General features: G+C 63.3%; 19 protein-coding genes. 13 read left to right on the top strand and 6 right to left on the bottom strand.

The features are described 5' to 3' along the window. Positions 1-47 precede the first annotated feature (47 nt). The 5 genes from LPA34_RS20020 to urtB are packed head-to-tail and all read right to left on the bottom strand — an operon-like array spanning position 48 to position 4,652. Entirely contained in the window at positions 48-1,226 is a 1,179-nt protein-coding gene (locus LPA34_RS20020) for an ABC transporter substrate-binding protein (protein ID WP_228981422.1), read from the bottom strand. A gap of 8 nt (positions 1,227-1,234) precedes the next feature. After that, a complete protein-coding gene (locus LPA34_RS20015; RefSeq protein WP_228981420.1) occupies positions 1,235-1,978 on the bottom strand; it encodes an ABC transporter ATP-binding protein in 744 nt (247 codons plus the stop codon). After that, positions 1,965-2,699 (bottom strand): ABC transporter ATP-binding protein, encoded by a 735-nt coding sequence (locus tag LPA34_RS20010; protein ID WP_228981417.1) that lies wholly within the window; start codon positions 2,697-2,699, stop codon positions 1,965-1,967. The genes LPA34_RS20015 and LPA34_RS20010 overlap by 14 nt, the downstream gene beginning before the upstream one ends. Next, entirely contained in the window at positions 2,699-3,772 is a 1,074-nt protein-coding gene (locus LPA34_RS20005) for a branched-chain amino acid ABC transporter permease (protein ID WP_228981415.1), read from the bottom strand. Before LPA34_RS20005 ends, LPA34_RS20010 begins: the two co-directional genes overlap by 1 nt. Positions 3,773-3,776: 4 nt before the next feature. Next, positions 3,777-4,652 (bottom strand): urea ABC transporter permease subunit UrtB, encoded by an 876-nt coding sequence (gene urtB / locus LPA34_RS20000; protein WP_228981413.1) that lies wholly within the window; start codon positions 4,650-4,652, stop codon positions 3,777-3,779. Positions 4,653-4,827: 175 nt separating this feature from the next. On the opposite strand from urtB, the gene LPA34_RS19995 reads away from it, so the two are divergent. From LPA34_RS19995 to LPA34_RS19985, 3 genes are all read left to right on the top strand, one after another. Beyond that, on the top strand, positions 4,828-5,178 hold the full coding sequence (locus LPA34_RS19995) for a helix-turn-helix domain-containing protein (protein ID WP_228981411.1): 351 nt from the start codon (positions 4,828-4,830) through the stop codon (positions 5,176-5,178). Positions 5,179-5,242: 64 nt separating this feature from the next. Continuing rightward, positions 5,243-5,569: a helix-turn-helix domain-containing protein gene (locus LPA34_RS19990; protein ID WP_228981509.1), complete on the top strand. Its 327-nt coding sequence runs from the start codon at positions 5,243-5,245 to the stop codon at positions 5,567-5,569. Between the two features lie 331 nt (positions 5,570-5,900). Next, a complete protein-coding gene (locus LPA34_RS19985; protein ID WP_228981409.1) occupies positions 5,901-7,325 on the top strand; it encodes an amidase family protein in 1,425 nt (474 codons plus the stop codon). A gap of 54 nt (positions 7,326-7,379) precedes the next feature. Here the strand turns inward: LPA34_RS19985 and LPA34_RS19980 are convergent, their stop codons facing one another. Beyond that, positions 7,380-8,216 carry a FadR/GntR family transcriptional regulator gene (locus LPA34_RS19980; RefSeq protein ID WP_228981507.1) on the bottom strand — a complete coding sequence of 279 codons (837 nt, stop codon included), beginning with the start codon at positions 8,214-8,216 and terminating at the stop codon, positions 7,380-7,382. 240 nt (positions 8,217-8,456) lie between these two features. Between LPA34_RS19980 and LPA34_RS19975 the strand changes: the two genes are divergently transcribed. The 10 genes from LPA34_RS19975 (at position 8,457) to LPA34_RS19930 (ending at position 18,553) form a co-directional block, all read left to right on the top strand. Next, a complete protein-coding gene (locus tag LPA34_RS19975) occupies positions 8,457-9,686 on the top strand; it encodes an acyl-CoA dehydrogenase family protein (RefSeq protein WP_228981407.1) in 1,230 nt (409 codons plus the stop codon). Between the two features lie 59 nt (positions 9,687-9,745). Further along, complete coding sequence (locus tag LPA34_RS19970; protein ID WP_228981406.1) at positions 9,746-10,024, top strand: acyl carrier protein; 279 nt, start codon at positions 9,746-9,748, stop codon at positions 10,022-10,024. A gap of 259 nt (positions 10,025-10,283) precedes the next feature. Continuing rightward, positions 10,284-11,042: a 3-oxoacyl-[acyl-carrier-protein] synthase III C-terminal domain-containing protein gene (locus tag LPA34_RS19965; protein ID WP_228981404.1), complete on the top strand. Its 759-nt coding sequence runs from the start codon at positions 10,284-10,286 to the stop codon at positions 11,040-11,042. Next, positions 11,042-11,989, top strand: coding sequence for a beta-ketoacyl-[acyl-carrier-protein] synthase family protein (locus tag LPA34_RS19960; RefSeq protein ID WP_228981402.1), 948 nt, complete (start codon positions 11,042-11,044; stop codon positions 11,987-11,989). Before LPA34_RS19965 ends, LPA34_RS19960 begins: the two co-directional genes overlap by 1 nt. A gap of 25 nt (positions 11,990-12,014) precedes the next feature. Further along, positions 12,015-13,622: an acyl-CoA ligase (AMP-forming), exosortase A system-associated gene (locus LPA34_RS19955; protein ID WP_228981400.1), complete on the top strand. Its 1,608-nt coding sequence runs from the start codon at positions 12,015-12,017 to the stop codon at positions 13,620-13,622. After that, positions 13,619-14,827 (top strand): pyridoxal-dependent decarboxylase, exosortase A system-associated, encoded by a 1,209-nt coding sequence (locus tag LPA34_RS19950; RefSeq protein ID WP_228981398.1) that lies wholly within the window; start codon positions 13,619-13,621, stop codon positions 14,825-14,827. Before LPA34_RS19955 ends, LPA34_RS19950 begins: the two co-directional genes overlap by 4 nt. A 24-nt stretch (positions 14,828-14,851) precedes the next feature. Then, positions 14,852-15,967, top strand: a complete 1,116-nt coding sequence (locus LPA34_RS19945) for an acyl-CoA dehydrogenase family protein (protein WP_228981396.1) — start codon at positions 14,852-14,854, stop codon at positions 15,965-15,967. Next, positions 15,964-16,572: a GNAT family N-acetyltransferase gene (locus LPA34_RS19940; RefSeq protein ID WP_411179012.1), complete on the top strand. Its 609-nt coding sequence runs from the start codon at positions 15,964-15,966 to the stop codon at positions 16,570-16,572. Before LPA34_RS19945 ends, LPA34_RS19940 begins: the two co-directional genes overlap by 4 nt. Further along, complete coding sequence (locus LPA34_RS19935) at positions 16,569-17,630, top strand: 3-oxoacyl-ACP synthase (protein WP_228981394.1); 1,062 nt, start codon at positions 16,569-16,571, stop codon at positions 17,628-17,630. Before LPA34_RS19940 ends, LPA34_RS19935 begins: the two co-directional genes overlap by 4 nt. Next, complete coding sequence (locus LPA34_RS19930; protein ID WP_228981392.1) at positions 17,627-18,553, top strand: 3-oxoacyl-[acyl-carrier-protein] synthase III C-terminal domain-containing protein; 927 nt, start codon at positions 17,627-17,629, stop codon at positions 18,551-18,553. Before LPA34_RS19935 ends, LPA34_RS19930 begins: the two co-directional genes overlap by 4 nt. Positions 18,554-18,560: the final 7 nt, after the last annotated feature.

The raw sequence follows: 18,560 nt of genomic DNA, 5'->3' as shown, positions 1-18,560 counted from the left end.
AAAATTCAGGATGAAATCCCGGAAAACAGAGCGCAGAAGTACTGCGCCTACCCTTCGCAGACGGGCATGACGGGGCCGGTCGACTCAAGAATCGAGAAGCTGTTGTCGGCAAGCGCCTGGCCAATCCGCGTCTGGCAGAGCACGTGACCGCCATCGCGGCTCACGCCCGTCTTGCCGCGTGGAAGCGCTACTGACACGCCCGGCAACGCGGCCTTGACACGACCGGCGTCGACGCTGCCAGCCACACGAACCGCCTGTGCGAAAAGGCGGATGCCCGCATACGTGTTCTCCCCATGCGGCAGGACCACTGCATACTGGCCCAGGCGGGGATCACGCGCAGCCGCGTAATGCGCGGTATAGCGGCTGAGGAAATCGTGGTTTTCGGCGTTACCGATGCTCATGAAGTACGACGACACGCCAATCGTGCCCGTCGACGCACCGGTGGTCGCAATCGACAGCGACTCGTGCGCGATGTCCGATACGAGTTGCGGCTTCATCGCAAATGAGCGGTACTGCTTGACGAAGGTAACCGGATCGTCGCCGATGCTGTGCCACACAATCTGCGGACTCAGGCTGGCGACACGCTGCAGCACCGCGCCATAATCGCGCGTACCGAACGGCAGCCAGTAGACCTCAAGAAACCGTCCGCCATGGCGTGCCACCGCAGCCTGCAGTTGCGGTACCAGCACTTTGCGGTTGCTGCCGATGTCCGACACCACGGCGCAGACGGTGCGTGCTCCATCACGCATGAGCCATGCAACCAGCGGTTCGACTCTCTGGCTCGCGGCCAGCCCTGTCGTGAGTAGCTGGGCATCGCATCGCCCCTCGTCGAAGTTCGGATAGACAACCAGCTTGCCGGCTGCCCTTGCGGCCTGCAGGGCGGCTTCACGCTCGGACGGCAGGACCATGCCCGTGATCATCGCGACCTCGTCGCGTATGAAAAGCTGCCGCGCCTTCTGGAGCGTCACCGCAGTCGACATCTGCGTATCCTCGACGCTCAGCTCTAGCGGCCGCCCGAGCAGCCCCCCTGCAGCGTTGATCTCGTCGATGGCGAGCGCTGCGCAGTTCCGGTTCGTCTGACCTACCCGTGTCAGAGGGCCGCTGAGCGGTGCGAGCAGGCCGATCTTCAGCGGCGCGGCCGCGCGGGCGAACGGTGAGACCACGGATGCAGCAAGCGTGCCGGCCGCGCCAAGCAGGAGTGTTCGGGAGAAGTCACGACGGTTCATGCGGGTTCTCACTGGATCTTTTCGAGACTGGAATCCGGCGCACAATCCGTCGCCGGTGCGAGATAACGCGAGAGCGGGTGTATGCCCGCCGCGCCCTGTTGTGCTTCAACGGCGCCCGCGTGAACGAGCCGGCCGTTCCTGATCACGATGCATCGCTGCGCGCTTTGCAGGACCAGATCGAGGTTCTGCTCGACAAGGAGCACCGCGAGCTGCGAGCGGCGGCAGAGTTCGGGGATGACCTCCCCGATCCGTTCAACCAGATTGGGCTGCACCCCGTCAGAGGGTTCATCGAGCAAGAGCAGCCTGGGGCGGCCACACAGGGCGCGTGCGATTGCGAGAACCTGCTGCTCGCCGCCCGAGAGGGTGCCACCCTGCTGCGCGAGGCGTGACCCGAGTACCGGAAAGTAATCGAACACCTCGTCGAGGATGTCCGCTCTGCCGGCGGCCTGCGTGCCCATCATCAGGTTCTCGCGCACGGTGAGCTTCGGAAAGATCCAGCGCCCCTGGGGCACGAGGCCGATGCCGCGTCGCGCAATCTCGTGCGTACGCAGGCCTGCCACCGGCTTCCCGAGAAAGGTCACCTTTCCACTCACACGCGGAAGCAGTCCCATGATCGCCTTCACCAGCGTCGTCTTGCCCGCCCCGTTGCATCCGAGCACGCCCACGACCTCGTTAGGCAGCACGTCCAGCGTGAACTGGTGAATCACGTCCACATCGCCGTATCCAGCGGACAGATTCTCAATGTGTAGCATGCGTCGCCCCCCGTCCCAGATAGATCCGCCGGATTTCCTCGTCGTCCGCGATGTCGGTGTAGGAGCCCTGTCGCACCACCTTCCCCCGGTGCATCACCCACGTCTCGCACTGGAGTGACCGCACGAAGCTCAGGTCATGTTCGATGGCGAGGACCGCGCACCGCTCGCGCAGCTTGTGAATGAGGCACACGAGCCTCTGTGCATCATTCGCCGACAGCCCGGCAGCGGGTTCATCAAGCAGCAGGAGTGCCGGCTGGCACATCATCGCCATGCCAACTTCCAGCCACTGACGCTCACCATGGGACAGATGCATGGTGAGCTCGCCGCCCTGCCCGGACAGGCCGACCTCCTCCAGCACTGCATCGGGGTCGGGCATGCGCGCCCCCCGGTAAGCGGCGACGCCAAGCCCCGCCACCACCAGGTTATCGCGCACGCTCATCGTGAGGAACGTGTTGGTGCCCTGGAACTTGCGCACCACACCGCGCCGGCAGAACTGGTGCATCGGCCGGCCAGTCATCCGCTCGCCGTCGAGATACAGCTCACCCGCGCCCGGCGCGATCGCGCCCGAGAGCAGGCCGACCAGCGTGCTTTTGCCGGCGCCGTTCGGACCAATCACGCACAGGAGGTCGCGAGGTCCGATCGCCACGTTCACATCCGCAACGGCGTTGATTCCACCGAACGCGCGACATAACCCTGTTCCCTTCAGGAATTCCGCGCTCATCACCGTCCTCCCTGCGCGCGCCCCGCGCGGCGCAGTTGCAGCCTTCCCTGGCGCTCGCGACAGATACGGCGCGCGGCTGCCATGCCCCCGCCAACGCGCAGGCCGTTCGGCATGAAGAGCACGCAGGCAAGAAACAGGGCGCCGAGAATCAGGGGCCAGCCGTCCGTGCTGTAGCTGGAGACCATCTGCTTCAGAAGCGTCAGCACAATGGCGGCGATGACGGGACCGCCGGTCGTCCCTCTCCCACCGATGGCCACCCAGAGAATGACCTCGGTAGCGAGCAGCGGCGAGAATACGTCGGGCGCGACGACGCCCGAGCATGCAGCCATCAGACAGCCGGCGATAGCGGCCAGTACCGCCGAAACGACGAAAACCAGCAGCAGATGAAACGACGTGTGGTACCCACACGCCTTTGCCCGCCATTCGTTGCTCGCAATGGCAGTCAGCACCCTGCCGTACCGGCTGCGACATACGAGCCAGATCAGGCCAGTCGCGGCAAGGAGAACACCGGCCACGGCGTACCAGGACGCCCACGGGCCGCCAAGATCGAATCCGTGACCGGCCAAACCCACCGACAGACCGGGGATGCCCAGAATGCCCGCGTCACCGCCTGTTACCGACTGCCAGCTCGTGGCGAGCTGCTGCATGACAATCAGCACGGCCATGCTGATGATCGCGAAAAAGTGCAGCCGGACTCCCGCGAAGAGCAGGAAGTAACCTACGATGGCCGCGACCGCAGCGGCGCAGAGCATGCCGGCAGCCAGCCCCGTCACCGGTGTCTGTCCAAACTGCACGGTCGCCACAGCGAAGCCGTAGGCGCCCAGACCGAGGAAGGTCGTGTGCCCCAGCGTCAGTACGCCCGCCCGCCCCCACAGGAACGCAAAGCTCAGCGCGAGAAGCCCCATGACCAGCGCGTCGCGGATGGTTGAGAGCAGGTACGGCCCGGTACACAACGGCAGGATCACGACGACTGCCACCGCGACTCCCCACAACATCACAGGCGCGATGTCCTTCCGCCCGATGGGCGGTTGCGACAGCCACAGGTGCGCCCGGCCTGCATATTTTCGAGACATGCGCTTATCCTTTTCCGAGAATCTGATGGGCAGCACTGAATCCTGGAACGAGCCCCTGCGGCCTGAACCGGATCACGATGATCGAGAGAATCAGCACGAGGGCTGATGAGAAAGAGGGATCGAGGCGATAGCTCAGTAGCGTCTCCGCCGTACCGATAACGGCGCTGCCCAGAATGCTGCCCGCGATGGAGCCGATGCCACCCAGCACAATCACGAAGAACGCCTTGGCGAGATAGGCAACGCCGAGGTGGGACTCCACCGACACCATCGGGGAGACGAGCACCCCGGCGAGCGACGCGAGCGCAGCGCCCGCGCAGAACGCGATCCGGTTCAAACGACGGGTATCGATGCCGACTGCTTCGGCCATCGCCGGATGCTGGATCACTGCACGCAGTTGCGTGCCGAAGCGCGTACGGGCGAAAACCAGCCAGCATCCGGCAGTCACAGTCAGCGCCACACCGATCACGAAGATCCGGTACGCCGGATAGCTGCCGCCCGGCACGGGGATCGAGCCGTCGAACGGGGCATATACCAGCATCGGCTGGGTGCCGAAGATAAGCTCCAGCGCCTTCTGTACGATGAGGCTGACCGCATAGGTCGCAAGCAGTGTGTCCAGTGGCCGGTCGTAGAGCAGCCGGATGATGAAGCGCTCCAGACACCATCCAAGCAATGCCCCGACTGCTGGCGCTGCCACCAGGGCGACCCAGAACGCCTGCCTCCCTGCGACTGCCTGTACGGCTGCAAGCGTGTACGCACCGATCGTGACCCACTCGGCATGTGCGAGGTTCACGATGTCCATCATGCCGAATACGATGGCAAGGCCAAGCGCCACCAGTACCAGAATGCTCACATAACTGAGGATGTTCAGGGTTATCGTCATTACCGTAAGTCCAGGTCTGCACGTTTGCTGGTGCCGGTCGCACGTCGGAGCCGACGCAAATGGAGGATTTCCCCTCTACGGGCGTCTTTCTCTCCTCTCCAACCTAAGTATCCTTTAGTTAATAAACTAAGAGATACTTAGTAAAAATAGCAAGAAATTACATAAAACTTGCAGGATGCCGGGTACTGACGCGACATCCTTCGTTTTTGCCAGACGCCTGAAACAGGCGCGGTTGCGCTCCGGCCTGACACAGGAACAACTCGGCATCCATGCGGGGATCGACGAATTTTCCGCGAGCGCCCGCATCAACCAATACGAGAGAGGCAAACACCTACCGCATCTCCTGGTCGGACAGCGCCTGGCCAAAGCCTTGCACGTCCCGACTTCTTTCCTCTATGAGGAGGACGACCTGCTCGCCGCCCTTCTCGTGACAGCTGCCAGGTTCACAAGGGAAAAGAAGAAAATTCTCCTCGTCAACGCTGAAACACTGGCACAAGGCCCTTCCACAGTTCGAAAAACAAAGTAATTTTTAGCTCACTGACTAAGAATTACTTAGCAACATGCTCAAGCGAATCCGGGAAACTCGCCGGATGCCGCGTGAAACGACAACACTTGCAGTCTTCCCCAGACGCCTGAAGCAGGCGCGCTTACGCTCGGGGCTGACCCAAGAGCAGCTTGGTATTCAGGCGGGCATTGATGAATTCTCCGCCAGCGCCCGCGTGAACCAGTACGAGAAGGGCAAACATACCCCTGCCATACAGACCAGCCAGCGCCTGGCGCGGGCGCTGCTCGTGCCTACCGGCTTCCTTTACGAGGAAGACGACCTGATCGCGAGCCTGCTTGCGATTGCGGGGCGGCTAAGCAAGGAAAAGAAAAAGACCCTCCTCGCCAGCGCCGAGTTAATCGCACAGGAATAAACTAAGATTTCCTGAGCCCTCGCAGCATACTTTTGCTATACCGGGTTCAAGGCTTACAGCACGGCACCTGCACACCGCTACGCAACATCCCCGCACCCCGCCTCCATCAAACGGCCGACAAAATCTCGTCACGACAAAGGCCGAGACTACCGATTTCATCGACGTCCATCTCGCATCGCCAATTTATGAGCATAAATTTACGTTTGTAGAATTTGAGTGTCAACGTCATTTTGCTGCTCGTTTACCCTATTATTTTTGCTGAACACTTGTCCTTGACACAATTTCAGGCCGCGCCTATGGTCTATTTGTGATGATTAATAAGGGGGGTGAAATGGGGAGCGAACTCTGCGAGCTGACTGTGCGGGAACTGCACGTACTCTACGAGGCGAAAAGTGCCTCGCCGGTCGAAGTCATGGAAGCCGTACTCCACCGCATTGAGCAGATCGACCCGGCAGTGAATGCCTTCTGCCAGATTGCCGGGGATGCACTCGACATGGCCCGCGCATCCGAGGCACGATGGCAGCGCAAAAGTCCGCTCGGCCCCCTGGATGGTGTGCCCGTCAGTATCAAGGACAACGTCGCCGTATCGGGCCTTGCCACCCGATATGGCTCGCGCGTCACTGACGACGCGCCAGCACCACACGACAGCCCGTGCGTGGCGAGGCTTCGCGAGTCGGGGGCGGTCTGCTTCGCCAAGACAACCCTGCCCGATTTCGCCCACAAGATCGTCACCGACAGTCCACTTACGGGTGTTACGCGCAATCCCTGGGATCCGGAACGCACACCTGGCGGCAGCAGTGGCGGCGCCGCAGCCGCGGTCTCGCTTGGCATGGCACCAGCCGCGATCGGCACTGACGGCGGTGGCTCCATCCGGATTCCCGCTGCCTTCACTGGCACGTTCGGCTTCAAGCCCAGCTTCGGACGCGTCCCCCATGCTCCGCGCGGACCGTTCGGACTGTTGAGTCACGTCGGCCCTGTGACGCGCTGCGTGACCGATGCCGCGCGGATCCTGACCGTAATCAGCCGCCCGGACAGCCGCGACTGGTATGCGCTGCCATTCGAAGACAATAACTACGAAACCGGCCTCAAATGCCAGCTCGTCCCTGGCGGCGTCCGTATTGCCTGCAGTCCTGCGCTGGGCCTTTCCGTCACACCCGAAGCGGACGTTCACGACGCCGTCATGCGGGCGGCCGACATCCTCCGCCAGCTGGGCGCCCGCGTCCAGTCCGAGGATCCCCCGGGAATCGAGCGCTGCAACGCAGTCCACTCGACGCTCTGGCCCGCATGCTGCCGCCAGCTCACCGAGGGCATGGCGGACGGTGGCGCCGCACTTGACGCCTCGTTGCTGGCCTACGCCGACGCAGGCGCCGGGATATCGCGTCACGCACTACTTGGCGCGCTGATCGAACGGGGCGAGCTGGGTGCCGCAGTCAATGCCTTCTTTGAACGGTACGATCTTGTCATCTGCCCCGTGTACCCGCGCGTGGCCATGCGTCTCACGGAACTCCCGCCCGGCGAAGTACTCTTCCCGTATTTCACTGCCTGGTGTAACCAGCTCGGACTTCCCGCAGCAAGCCTCTACGCCGGCACGACTTCGGAAGGACTGCCTATCGGCATACAGATCGTCGGGGGCCGTCATGCGGACGCACTCGTGCTGTGGGCGAGCCACCTGCTCGAACTCGCGTTCGGGTGCGCCCCGCTGTCCGAAATGACACGCACGCTTACGTCCTCACTGGCGGGCCGCGCAATGCCCTGAGGCCGGGCCAACACGGGCGATTTCCCGCCCCCTGCCCGCAGGGCCGGGGCTGCATCAGGATGGTCTCTTTTTACCCGCGTGCAGATCCAGGTCTGAATCCAGCACCAGCTTCTGCTTCAGCGCCGCGTGCACCTTGCGTAACTGCCCTTCAGCTTCTTCCATGTGCGCCGCCATGAGCTGTTCAACCGCACCACTATCGCGCCGTCTGGCGGCATCCAGAATTGCACTGTGGGCAGCCACGGTCTGTCGCCCGAACGCCTGATAATCCTTCTGCGTTACGTTGCCCGCCACGATGACGAGACTGTGAAGCATCTGGTTGATGATCAGGCACACGCAGCGAAGGAATGCGTTGGGATTGGCCGCCGCCAGCACATCATGAAAGTGGATGTCCTCATGGCGCTGGTCAAGCGCGCTCTCAAGGCTTGCGACAAACGGCTCGCATACCTCAACACTACGCTCCAGCGCCTTGAGGTCCGCGTCGGTCAGATGCTCTACCGCTCCTGCAGCGAGGAGCGGTTCAAGCACGCGGCGCACGGCGTAGAGGTCCTCAAGACTGATGCTCTCGAAGAACAGATAGTTCTGTAGCGACTGGAAGGCGCGCGCAAGTGGCACACGCGTGATCGTCGCGCCTCCGTCCGGTCCCGTGCTCAGGCTCACCAGGCCCTGCACTTCCAGCGCCTTGAGAGCCTCCCGCATCGAGCCCCGGCTGACGTTGAACATCTCCTGAAGCTCGGCTTCCTTGCTCAACCGCACGCCCGGGCGCACCTTGCCATCGGTAATCCAGCTCTTGATGAGCTCGGCCACCTGATCTCCCCGCTTGGTCGTGCGGGGTCCCCGATTGTCCGGCTGCAGCAACGGCTTCTTTCCGGTTGTCTGTTTTCGCCCTGCCATACCTCGCACCCGTAGTTGGTCATTCATCGTTTGATATTAGCCGCCATTATCGGTCATCTGTCCGCGCATGAACGCAGCGATGTCCACGGATCCCTGACCGGCACCCTCCCAATGTTCGCAGGTGGCGATGCGGGCTCCCAATGCCTACGCTCTAAACCGAACGGCATGCACCCGCCAGTCCGGCTTTTTCCCGTGCATACCGCGCGTCCGGCGCAGGTGCGCCGCCTGGGGGAAACCGTCATGACGCAAGACGCGTTCGGGTCGCAGCATGCTCCTGCCATTGAAAGCATCAGGGCAGGTCTGGCAGATTGTGGCCTCCAGCTCGACCGGCTCGCAACGAACATGCGCGCATGGAGTCGCGACGCGGACACGACCGGCAACATCCCGGGGCCGCCCTGGCGGCCGGCGGATGTGCGAGCGCTGAACATGAACCTCGTCCCCGTCGCGCACGGCGGTTGTCCGGCTGTCCAGTCACTCGTCGCCCGGGCAACCTTGATGGAGTATCTCGGTCATGCCGACGCGAGCCTTGCACTCGCCCTGCCCGGCCCGGGACTGGCAATGCCCCCCGTCGTCGCACTCGCCTGCGCGGAACAGCAGGCACAGTTCTTCCGTCGATTTCAATGCGATTCGCCACAGTGGGGCGCATTTGCGATCACGGAGCCCGAGTGCGGCTCCGATGCAACGGTCATGCGCACCACCGCCAGAAAGACTGCGCATGGCTGGGTACTGAACGGCACCAAGTGCTTCATCACAAACGGCGCCCGCGCGAACTGCGTGGTCACGTTTGCGACCGTCAACCGGCAGTTGGGCCGTTACGGTATCCGCGCATTCCTGGTGGACGGCAACACTCAGGGACTTTCCGTTATCCGTGTCGAGCGGATGTCCGGCCTGCGCGCCACCCAGCTTGCTGTACTCTCCTGCGCCGACTGTGAGGTGCCCGACGGGGCGCTCCTGATGCGTGGCGACGAAAAACCGCTCGATGATGCCTTCTCCGGCGCGCAGCGCTCCTGGGACTATTTCAGACCGCTGCTCTCCGCTGTCATGGTTGGTACATGCCGACGCATACGCGATGACCTCGCGGCCTGGTTCGATGCGGGCGGCAAACCCGCAAACGACCGGCAACGCGTGACCAGCGTCGCAGCATCGCTGCTGGACATCGACCGCCAGATTGCCTCGGCATGGCTGCTTTGCCACTGCACGGCATGGAAGGCCGACCACGGAATCGCAACCTCGATGGAATCCTCGATGACCAAAGCTTTCGCCTCACGCGTGGCGGCAACGGTCACACGCGCAGCCCTGGAGCTTGCCGGTATCGACGGTATCACGGCTTACCCGTCGCTCGAACAGGGCTATCGGGACGCAAAGGCGTTCGACATCATGGAAGGCACCGGTGACCTGCAGCGACTCATGATAGCCCGTGCCGCGCAAAGAACGACATTGCGTCCGTGGGACATCGTGGCGCCGACATAGGGGCATTCTGCGCCACGCCCTGTCGCTCAACACCCAGAGACTCACACCGGAGACATTCCATGACCCGCATCCCGACTGCCCCCCAACGCGAAGACATCGCCGCAACGATCAGAACGTGTCTGCTGTCAGTTCTCGGCAGCACCATGAGCACTGACCTGATCGCCGACGACACGAACCTGTTCGACGTGGGCATCGACTCGATGAACATGACCGAGCTGCTGCTGCAACTCGAGCAGCGTTTCGGTTTCACGCTGGCGCCAGAAGACCTGTCCTCCGATCTCTTCGGGCGTTTCATCAATCTGGTCTCCTTCGTGGAATCCCATGTGCGCCAGAACTAGCCGCGCGCGTGCCGGAATCTGCGTTTCCGCCACCGCGCGTTATATCCCTTCCAGCCGTATGCAGCCGGAAGCGCCAGCACGTCATGTGCCAACCATTCCGGCAGCGGCGGGAGAGGCCGTCATGCAATCGGTCTATGCCGACACACTGCGGTGGCGTCACACAGTCGTTCGATCCGACGCGGCCAGCGACCCATCCAGACATGTACATTCTTCAGTGCCCCGGCGCGTCGCCACAGAGCCACACCTGAGCCTCTCGGAGATGGCATCTACCGTCGCCCGGGCGGCTGTTCAGCGCTCGCCTTGCCCGGACCGCACGTTAGACCAGATCGTTGTCTGTGCAACCAGTTTTGAACACGATCTCGCCCTGTCGTGCGCAGGCCGCCTCCACAGCGAACTCCGGTCAGCCAACGCGCCCTTCGCGATCGGGCAGCTTCAGGGCGCATCCTTTCTTCTTGCGCTCCAGCTCGCGTGCAGCATGATGTCGCTCGACAATCGCGTGCATGCGGTCTTGATCGTCGGCGCCGAACGCTGGCTCGCACCCTTTCCCCGCGTGGTCGGCACGCTGACCGCATTCGGTGACGGTGCAGCCGCTGCGCTGATCGAGCAGCGCACAGGCGCGGGCTGGTACGTGCGCAGCGTAACGGTACGTACGCCTGCCCCTGCGGCTTCGATCACGCCAGACGATGAATACGTCGACGAACCGGCCCTGGTCCAGGTCATTGACGAAACCTGCGCGCGGGCTGGACTGCAACCATCTGCGATCAACTGGACGGTACCCGCACGCATCAGTACGTCACTGGCACGCGCGATCACCACCCACGCCGGACTGGCAACAGATCGCATCTGGTATCCGGACCCGGATGACACCGGCTATCTCTGTGCCGCCGACACACCTGCCCAGCTTGACACCCTGCTGCGGTCGCTTGAGCCCCGCGATGGGCAACATATTCTCCTGTGGTCCGCAGGTTTTCAGGGACAGGCCGCCTGCGCCATTCTGGAATTCCGGGGGAGCTGGTGATGTCAGCTTTCCCTGCCAGCGCCACGCTGTCACTCTCGGGTATCGAATTCAGCCTGCCGGAAAAAACGGTTCACGCGAGCACGTGGACCAGTCGCTGCGGACTTCCCGAAGCACGCGCCTGTGCGCTGCTGCGCAACGGCGTACAGCAGTTCCACGATGCCGCCGGAGCCTCCCCTGTGACGTTCGCGTGCGAGGCGGTTTCCACCCTGCTCGAAAATACGGGCACGGCCCCCACGAGCATCGACGCGCTCGTGTACACCCACACGATCCAGACGAGCGTCATGGCACCGCCTGCCGGTACCGCAGCGTTCATCCAGTCGCGCATGGGACTGGACCGGGCACTGGCATTTTCGGTCATGCAGCAGAACTGCGTCTCGCCGATGGCGGCCATTCGCATGCTGCACACGCTTGCCACTGGCGGGCGTTCGATCGACCGGGCGATCGTTGTCTGTGCTGACGTGATCGGCTCCGGCTGCGATCATCTGCGCGCGATCCAGGATCTCGCCCTCCACAGCGACGGAGCCTGCGCAATCCTGCTTGAGCGTGGCAGCGCGCGCCATCGCATCCAGGGCCTGCACCTGTACACCGATGGCCGCTTTTCTCGCGGTATCGATGACGACATGCAGCCAATACCCGACGACCACTACTACTGGTCCGCATTCACCACCATGCGCGCGGCCCTCCGGCAGGCAGGGATCACAGGCGGCGAACTGGCGCACATCCTGCCTCACCACGTCAACCTGCCAGGCTGGTCGCGGCTCGTGACCATGCTTTCCGTGCCACATGAACGGCTCTTCACCGCGAACTTCGGAAGCGTCGGTCACGTCTTCGGTGCCGACCCGTTCATCAACTTCCACGCCTGCCCGCACGGGCAGCCCGGCGCCTGGTCGCTGCTGTTCTCCAGCGGACTCGCGGGTTGCTTCGGCGCGATGGTGATACGTCACTGACCCTGACCTTCGCTCCTGCCCGCCCATGAGAAACCTATCCGACATCGTCCAGACAGCAGCACGCCGCGCACCCGATGCGGAGGCGCTCGTCTCTGGTGATGCCCGCATCACCTATCGCGAACTGATGCGTCTCGGCTACGCGTTCAGCCATACACTGTCCGCGCTCGGTCTCGAAACGGGCGCACGCATCGCCATCTTTCTCGACAAACGTATCGAGACCGTGGTCTCGATACTCGGCGCCTCTGCTTCCGGATATGTGTTCGTCCCCATCAATCCGCTCCTGAAGCCAGGCCAGGTGGCCCATATCCTTCAAGACTGCGGTGCCGCATGCCTGGTGACCACTGCCCTGCGCGCGCATGTACTCGGCCCGACCGGACTGGCGGCGATATCCCACGTGCTCGTCATGGATGAGCCTGACGCGGCGAGCCTGCACCTGGCTGCCACCGTGAATGTTTATCGCTGGCCCAACCCGGGTGAAGCTGCCCGCCGCGACACCCTGGCCTCCGTATCACCCACCTCAGGCGTTGACACCGACCTCGCGGCAATCCTCTATACGTCCGGTTCGACGGGCCTGCCCAAAGGGGTGATGCTCAGCCATCGCAACCTGCTCGAGGGTGCCTGGAGCGTTGCCGACTATCTGCATCACGATTCATCCGATCGCATTCTGGCCGTCCTGCCGCTGAGCTTCGATGCGGGTCTCAGCCAGCTCACCAGCGCATGGTCGGCAGGTGCAACAGTTGTCCTTCTCAATTATCTGACCGCCCGCGATGTCGTCCTGGCCTGCGAACGTGAACACATCACCGCCATCACGGGCGTGCCACCGTTGTGGATGCAGCTCGCTGGAGCGACGTGGCCCGATACGTCACGCAGCACGCTTCGCTACTTCGCAAACACTGGCGGCCGTCTTCCCCTGGCCGTGTTGCAAAAACTGAGGGCCCTGTTTCCCCGCGCCACGCCCTTCCTGATGTATGGCCTGACCGAAGCGTTCCGCTCGACGTTCCTCGATCCGGCGCAGATTGACCAGCGACCGGACTCGATCGGCAAGGCGGTGCCCAATGCACGGATACTGGTTGTCCGCGAGGACGGTTCGCCATGCGAGCCGGAAGAGACCGGCGAGCTCGTACACACCGGTGCATTCGTCACACTCGGCTACTGGAACGATGCTGCCCGCACCGCGCAGCGCTACCGGCCTTCGCCCGAGATCAAACCAGGTGACGCGCCCCGCGACATCGCGGTCTGGTCCGGCGACCTCGTGCGGCGCGACAGCGAAGGCTATCTCTATTTCGTCGCACGCAACGACGCCCAGATCAAGAGTTCCGGCTACCGGATCAGCCCGGAGGAGATCGAGGAAACGGTCCACGCAAGCGGCCTCGTCTCGGAAGCGGTCGCGGTAGGTGTGCCTGACGATGAGCTTGGCGAAGCAATCGTCCTGCTGGTGGTCATGGCCACAGCTTCCGCGAGCGCCGACGATCTGCCTGGCTGGTGCACGCAGCGCCTGCCGCGTTACATGGTGCCGAGGCGCATCGTGACCTGTCAGGACATACCACGCAACCCCAACGGGAAATTTGACCGGGTAGCGCTGCGCGCGACGCTTGCCTCGCGCACGGCCGGTTCCGGGGAGACACGGTCATGAGTCGCACCCTCATTGAACAGAATCCTGATCTCCGGTTCGCGGACATCGATGTGCGGCAACTGGCCCACCGCGCCGGGCGTACACCGTTCTTCGCCTACGACCGCTCCGCGATTGACGCCCGCATACGGAAACTGCGCGCGATGCTGCCCTCCGGCATGCACCTGCACTACTCGATCAAGGCGAATCCAATGCCTGCGGTGGTCCACTATCTCGCCACCCGGGTCGACGGCTTCGATGTCGCTTCCGCAGCGGAGATGGCCCTCGCGCTTAATGCCGGAACCGCGCCGACGGAAATCGGTTTCGCCGGCCCGGGCAAATCTCGTGACGACCTGCGGCGGGCCGTGGCCAGCGGGATCAATATCCATGCGGAATCAGCTACCCAGTTGCGGCTCCTCACAGCACTCGGCTGGGAACTGGGAGTGCAGCCAAATGTCGCGATCCGGGTCAACCCGGATTTCCATGTCGGACATAGCGGCATGCGCATGGGAGGCGGTGCAGCACCGTTCGGTGTCGACGTCGATCAGATGCCGGCCCTGCTGCGCGAACTCGAAACCCGCGAGATTGCGCTGGCCGGATTCCACGTTTTCTGGGGCTCCCAGTGCCTGCATGCGCCGACCGTGATCCAGGCGCAGCGTCAGAGCGCGGAGCTCATCGCGCAGCTCTCTGACGGTCTGCGCACGCTCCCGCGATTCGTCAATCTTGGCGGCGGTTTTGGCATTCCGTATTTTCCAGGCGAGGCACCGCTCGATCTCGAAGCGGTCTGTGAGGCAATGCATGAATGGCTGCCGCCCCTTCATGAAAAACTCCCAGGCACGAAGGCAATCCTGGAACTCGGACGGTACCTCGTCGGGGAAGCAGGCATCTACGTGTGCCGCGTGATCGATCACAAGGTGTCGGCGGGCAGGACGTTCCTCATCACTGACGGCGGTCTGCATCACCACCTTGCCGCTTCGGGCAACTTCGGGCAGGTCCTGCGCCGGAACTTTCCCGTCGTCCTCGGCAACCGCCCCGATGATGCGCCGCGGCAACGCTGCCATGTGGTGGGCTGCCTCTGCACCCCGCTTGACCGGCTCGCAGATGACGTCGAACTTCCCGAGGCTCACATCGGGGATTTTGTGGTGGTGAGCCAGTCAGGTGCGTATGGCCGCTCGGCCAGCCCGATACATTTCCTCAGCCACCCCGAGCCCGTCGAGATGCTCGTGTAATGCTGCGACGACTGGAGGACCATCATGCTTTCCGGCGAAGCGTCAATATCGGACCTGGCACCCGCGTCCTGGACACTCAGCGACGACCAGCAGCGCCTGTGTGCGGCTGTCACGCAGTTTGCACGCAAGCGCCTCGAGCCGCTGCTCGCCCGGTCGCCGGACGCTGCCGTATGGCAGGAAACGGTCAGCCTCGCTGCAGGGCTTGAGCTTGGAACCATGATCCTGCCGGAGGACAGGGGAGGCATGGCCATCAGCCGGCACGACCTGGCGCTTGTCATCGAAGAGCTCGCGGCGGGCCCGCTCGAGCGGGCGGTGGAGCTCACTCTCAGCAGCGCGGCACTGATGACGCTTCGGGCCCACGATGCACTCGGGCTTTTGCCGGCGCGCGATATCCGGCATTACTTCGACGGCACCACATCGATTGCACTGAGCATCCCGGACGTTGACGCTTCAGGCCTATGGCTGCTACGGCAGCACCCGGCCTCGCGAACGATAACGGTCCAGGTCGCGGACAACCACCCGCGTCTGGTGCTCGCCACGCTGACAGCAAACCAGTACGCCTCGCAAGGTGCCCCTGTCGCCGTACTGGGGGCATTGTCCCTCGAACGATACCGGCCCACGCCCGCGATTGAACCGCCGCTCCTGGTCATGCCAAAGGGTCCCGATCGCCATGGTGTCGATCCCGCTCAGACATGGCTTGTCGAGACGGCCATCTACCTTGGTGCACTGCTCTCCGGCGCCATGCGACACAGTGTGAACTTTGCCTTCGACTACAGCACGAGCCGCCAGACGTTTCGCAAGCCGCTCGGCAGCCACCAGCTCGTCGCTGCACGCCTCGCCGACATGCTTGTGGCCGCGCATGGCGTCCACCTCTTTCTGCGATCGGTGGCGGCGCAGGACGCGGCCACGCCGGTCGCGACTGTCCGCCAGATGGCTCGCCATGCCGCGGCCGAAGCGATGGACGTCAGCAGGGAGCTTGTGCAGCTTTGCGGCGGCCATGGCTACGTGGAAGGACTCCTGCCCGCCGCACGTTTCCAGACAATGCACTGGTTTGCGATGCTCCTGATGCAGGTCGACGCCGCCCTTGATGTGTTCAGCCCGTCTGCGCGACCTGGTACGCCTGATGGGGAACCCGCGTGAGCAACCGCGACTGGACACGCGAAACTGCGCACCACACCGATGACTCCATGCCAGCCAGTGAGGTACCCGGCGGATGGTGGCTTCGGGAGCCCGACCGCGACGACGTCGATGACATCGCTGCCTGGCTCGCCGAGCCCGCCATCAATCAGTGGTTCGATTTCGGGCAGGGCCGGCAGACCCTGCCGGCGCTCGCCGTGCAGCTCATGCTCCAGAGGGGGCGACACCGGCTGCGAGTTTTCGGACCGGCCGGCCATCATGCCGCGAGCGGTATCGTCGCCGTCACCGACATGTCGCACGCCTTCGGAACCGGCTCCTTCTGGGTACTTCGTGACAGCCACCGCCCCACCTGCAGCGACATGACGCTCCTCGCCTCCAGACAGGTCCTCGCGGATGCGTTCAGGTTCGAGCGGCTACGCTGTATCACGGCGTGGGCAGTAGACTGCAACGTGCGCTCCCGGCACCTGCTCGAGCGCCTCGGGTTCCGTCCGGTCGGCACGCAGCGCGATTGCCATGTCATGCATGGATCGCGCTTTGCCCGCGTACTCTACGACCTGCTGCCGGGTGAGCTTGCCAGCAACCAGGCCATACCGCCGGGCGATTCATGAATGCCCCTGTCATCACGGCCCTTGCGACCTGGGTGCCCGACGCTGTGCCACTGTCTCAATGGTACGACATCGAAAAACGGCTTCGCCTCATTGAACATCCAGGATGGAATGCCTGGATGACGTCGTGGCAACCGGACTACAAGCGGTACCTTGAAACGTACTGGAATGCGTGGAACGATGGCCCTGTTCCGGGGGAGCATGGTCTGACGGGGCCCGGCATGGTGCCGGTCGAAACGGGCACCGGTCTCTCCGGGCTCGCGGCGAAGGTGGCAAACACCCTCTGTGCCGCGCGTGCGCCGGATGCCCCCGCGGTTGATATCGTCATGTTCTGTCACAGCAGCCTTGACGAACACGTATCGACCACAACCGCCGGGCGACTACGCGCCGTCGCTGGCACACCCTGCTTTCCCTTTTCGGTCTCACAGCAGCAGGGGGTGTCGGTGTTCACCGCACTGCGGCTCGCGGCCGATCTGTTCATTGCCGAACCCGAGGTCTGCACGATCCTGATCATCGCTGCCGAGAAGTGGTGTCCGCCATTTTCCCGATGGGCCGCACCACACATACTGCAGGGTGATGCTGCCGGCGCACTGCTTGTCGAACGGGCCAGCGAGGCCGCACGCGGCCTCCGGCTGGTCGATGCGTCAACCCGTAACGTCGCTCCGCTCGCCGCTTCTCAACTGCAATCCCGGCGCGCTGTCGAAAGCGCGTGGGCACCCGCATTGATATCAATGATCGGGGAAATGCTCATGCGCCACGGACATCGCCTGAACGAGGTTGATGAAGTCGTTGGGCATCTCGGAAGTCCGCTGTTGACCAGCGCAGTATGCAAGACTCTTGGACGGCCGGACACGGGCCTCCCGCACCAACACCATGCTCACCTCGGTACATCGGAGTCCATCGTACGACTCGCACAGACACTCAGCGTCACCGCGTTGCCACAGCAGGCCGTGATACTCATGTGGGGTTTTGGGCTCGGCGGCTATGTCGGCGGCGCGCTGCTCGAAGCACGCGGTGCGCCCTTCGTGTATGTACGAGAGGACGCACGGTGCCTTTCATGACCGCGCATATTGGCATCACGCACGTCGCCTTCCATCTTCCCGAGCACGTCGATGACGTGCGCAACTGGGGAAAGCGAACGCAACAGGACTCCACCACTGTGCGGCGTCTGGAACGGGCAGGTGTGCGCTACTACCATGACGCGAATGGACAGTCCGCTATCTCGCTCGCGGCGAAGGCGACTGGATCCCTGATGAATGCGTCCCGCATCGCGCCGGATACGATCGACTGCCTGGTCTATGTGCATACGCTCCAGGGAAGCGTTGCCCCGCCGCCGCTCTCCCTACCCCATATGCTCTGCGACCAGTTTGACTTCACGAACGCTCAGGCCTTCTCGTTCGCGCAGCAGCATTGTGCGTCCGCGCTCGGCGCACTGCGTGTCATCCGTGCGACGTTCACTGCCCATCCTGATATGAGACGCGTGCTGCTTGCCGGGGCGGACGTCATGCCGCTTGAATCGGAAAGATTGATGCAATCCGGGGGACTTCTCAGCGATGGCGCATTTGCTGCCCTCATCGAACGCGACGCACCTGTGAACCGGTTGCTCACGCTCGCGACCTCTGCCAGCGGTCTGGGCTGGAGGGGGACTCTCGGAGGCGAGGAGCAGCGCCTTGCTGGACAATATTTCTTCGCAGCGCGCAATCTCATCGGACAAGCGGCCCACAATGCGCGCTACACGCTGGATGACATCCAGCGCATTTTGCCGCACCATCTGGATCTGCCGGCGTGGCGTCGCCTCCTCAGTTCCCTCGGCCTGCCCGGAGACCGGCTTTTCACGAAGAATTTTTCCCGCATCGGACACGTGACGGTCAGCGACGCTTTCATCAATCTCGCCGAGTGCAACGATCTGGTTTCGGGCAAACCCTTCCTGCTATTTGCCCAGGGCGTCGGAGGATTTTCTGCTGCAGCCCTGTTTATCCGCTAGCAACTGC

Origin of the sequence: Paraburkholderia gardini, from assembly GCF_907164575.1 — a bacterium.
GTDB lineage: Bacteria > Pseudomonadota > Gammaproteobacteria > Burkholderiales > Burkholderiaceae > Paraburkholderia > Paraburkholderia gardini.
This window is presented reverse-complemented; position numbering and strand designations above follow the sequence as displayed.

Excerpts from the sequence above, each read along its gene's own strand:
- LPA34_RS19955 (WP_228981400.1), top strand. The coding sequence starts at position 12,015 with ATGAGAAACCTATCCGACATCGTCCAGACAGCAGCACGCCGCGCACCC.
- LPA34_RS19970 (WP_228981406.1), top strand. The coding sequence starts at position 9,746 with ATGACCCGCATCCCGACTGCCCCCCAACGCGAAGACATCGCCGCAACG.
- LPA34_RS19960 (WP_228981402.1), top strand. The coding sequence starts at position 11,042 with ATGTCAGCTTTCCCTGCCAGCGCCACGCTGTCACTCTCGGGTATCGAA.
- LPA34_RS19985 (WP_228981409.1), top strand. The coding sequence starts at position 5,901 with ATGGGGAGCGAACTCTGCGAGCTGACTGTGCGGGAACTGCACGTACTC.
- LPA34_RS20005 (WP_228981415.1), bottom strand. The coding sequence starts at position 3,772 with ATGTCTCGAAAATATGCAGGCCGGGCGCACCTGTGGCTGTCGCAACCG.
- LPA34_RS20010 (WP_228981417.1), bottom strand. The coding sequence starts at position 2,699 with ATGAGCGCGGAATTCCTGAAGGGAACAGGGTTATGTCGCGCGTTCGGT.
- LPA34_RS20020 (WP_228981422.1), bottom strand. The coding sequence starts at position 1,226 with ATGAACCGTCGTGACTTCTCCCGAACACTCCTGCTTGGCGCGGCCGGC.
- LPA34_RS19950 (WP_228981398.1), top strand. The coding sequence starts at position 13,619 with ATGAGTCGCACCCTCATTGAACAGAATCCTGATCTCCGGTTCGCGGAC.
- LPA34_RS20015 (WP_228981420.1), bottom strand. The coding sequence starts at position 1,978 with ATGCTACACATTGAGAATCTGTCCGCTGGATACGGCGATGTGGACGTG.
- LPA34_RS19975 (WP_228981407.1), top strand. The coding sequence starts at position 8,457 with ATGACGCAAGACGCGTTCGGGTCGCAGCATGCTCCTGCCATTGAAAGC.
- LPA34_RS19995 (WP_228981411.1), top strand. The coding sequence starts at position 4,828 with ATGCCGGGTACTGACGCGACATCCTTCGTTTTTGCCAGACGCCTGAAA.
- LPA34_RS19980 (WP_228981507.1), bottom strand. The coding sequence starts at position 8,216 with ATGGCAGGGCGAAAACAGACAACCGGAAAGAAGCCGTTGCTGCAGCCG.
- urtB (WP_228981413.1), bottom strand. The coding sequence starts at position 4,652 with ATGACGATAACCCTGAACATCCTCAGTTATGTGAGCATTCTGGTACTG.
- LPA34_RS19990 (WP_228981509.1), top strand. The coding sequence starts at position 5,243 with ATGCCGCGTGAAACGACAACACTTGCAGTCTTCCCCAGACGCCTGAAG.
- LPA34_RS19965 (WP_228981404.1), top strand. The coding sequence starts at position 10,284 with ATGGCATCTACCGTCGCCCGGGCGGCTGTTCAGCGCTCGCCTTGCCCG.
- LPA34_RS19930 (WP_228981392.1), top strand. The coding sequence starts at position 17,627 with ATGACCGCGCATATTGGCATCACGCACGTCGCCTTCCATCTTCCCGAG.
- LPA34_RS19945 (WP_228981396.1), top strand. The coding sequence starts at position 14,852 with ATGCTTTCCGGCGAAGCGTCAATATCGGACCTGGCACCCGCGTCCTGG.
- LPA34_RS19935 (WP_228981394.1), top strand. The coding sequence starts at position 16,569 with ATGAATGCCCCTGTCATCACGGCCCTTGCGACCTGGGTGCCCGACGCT.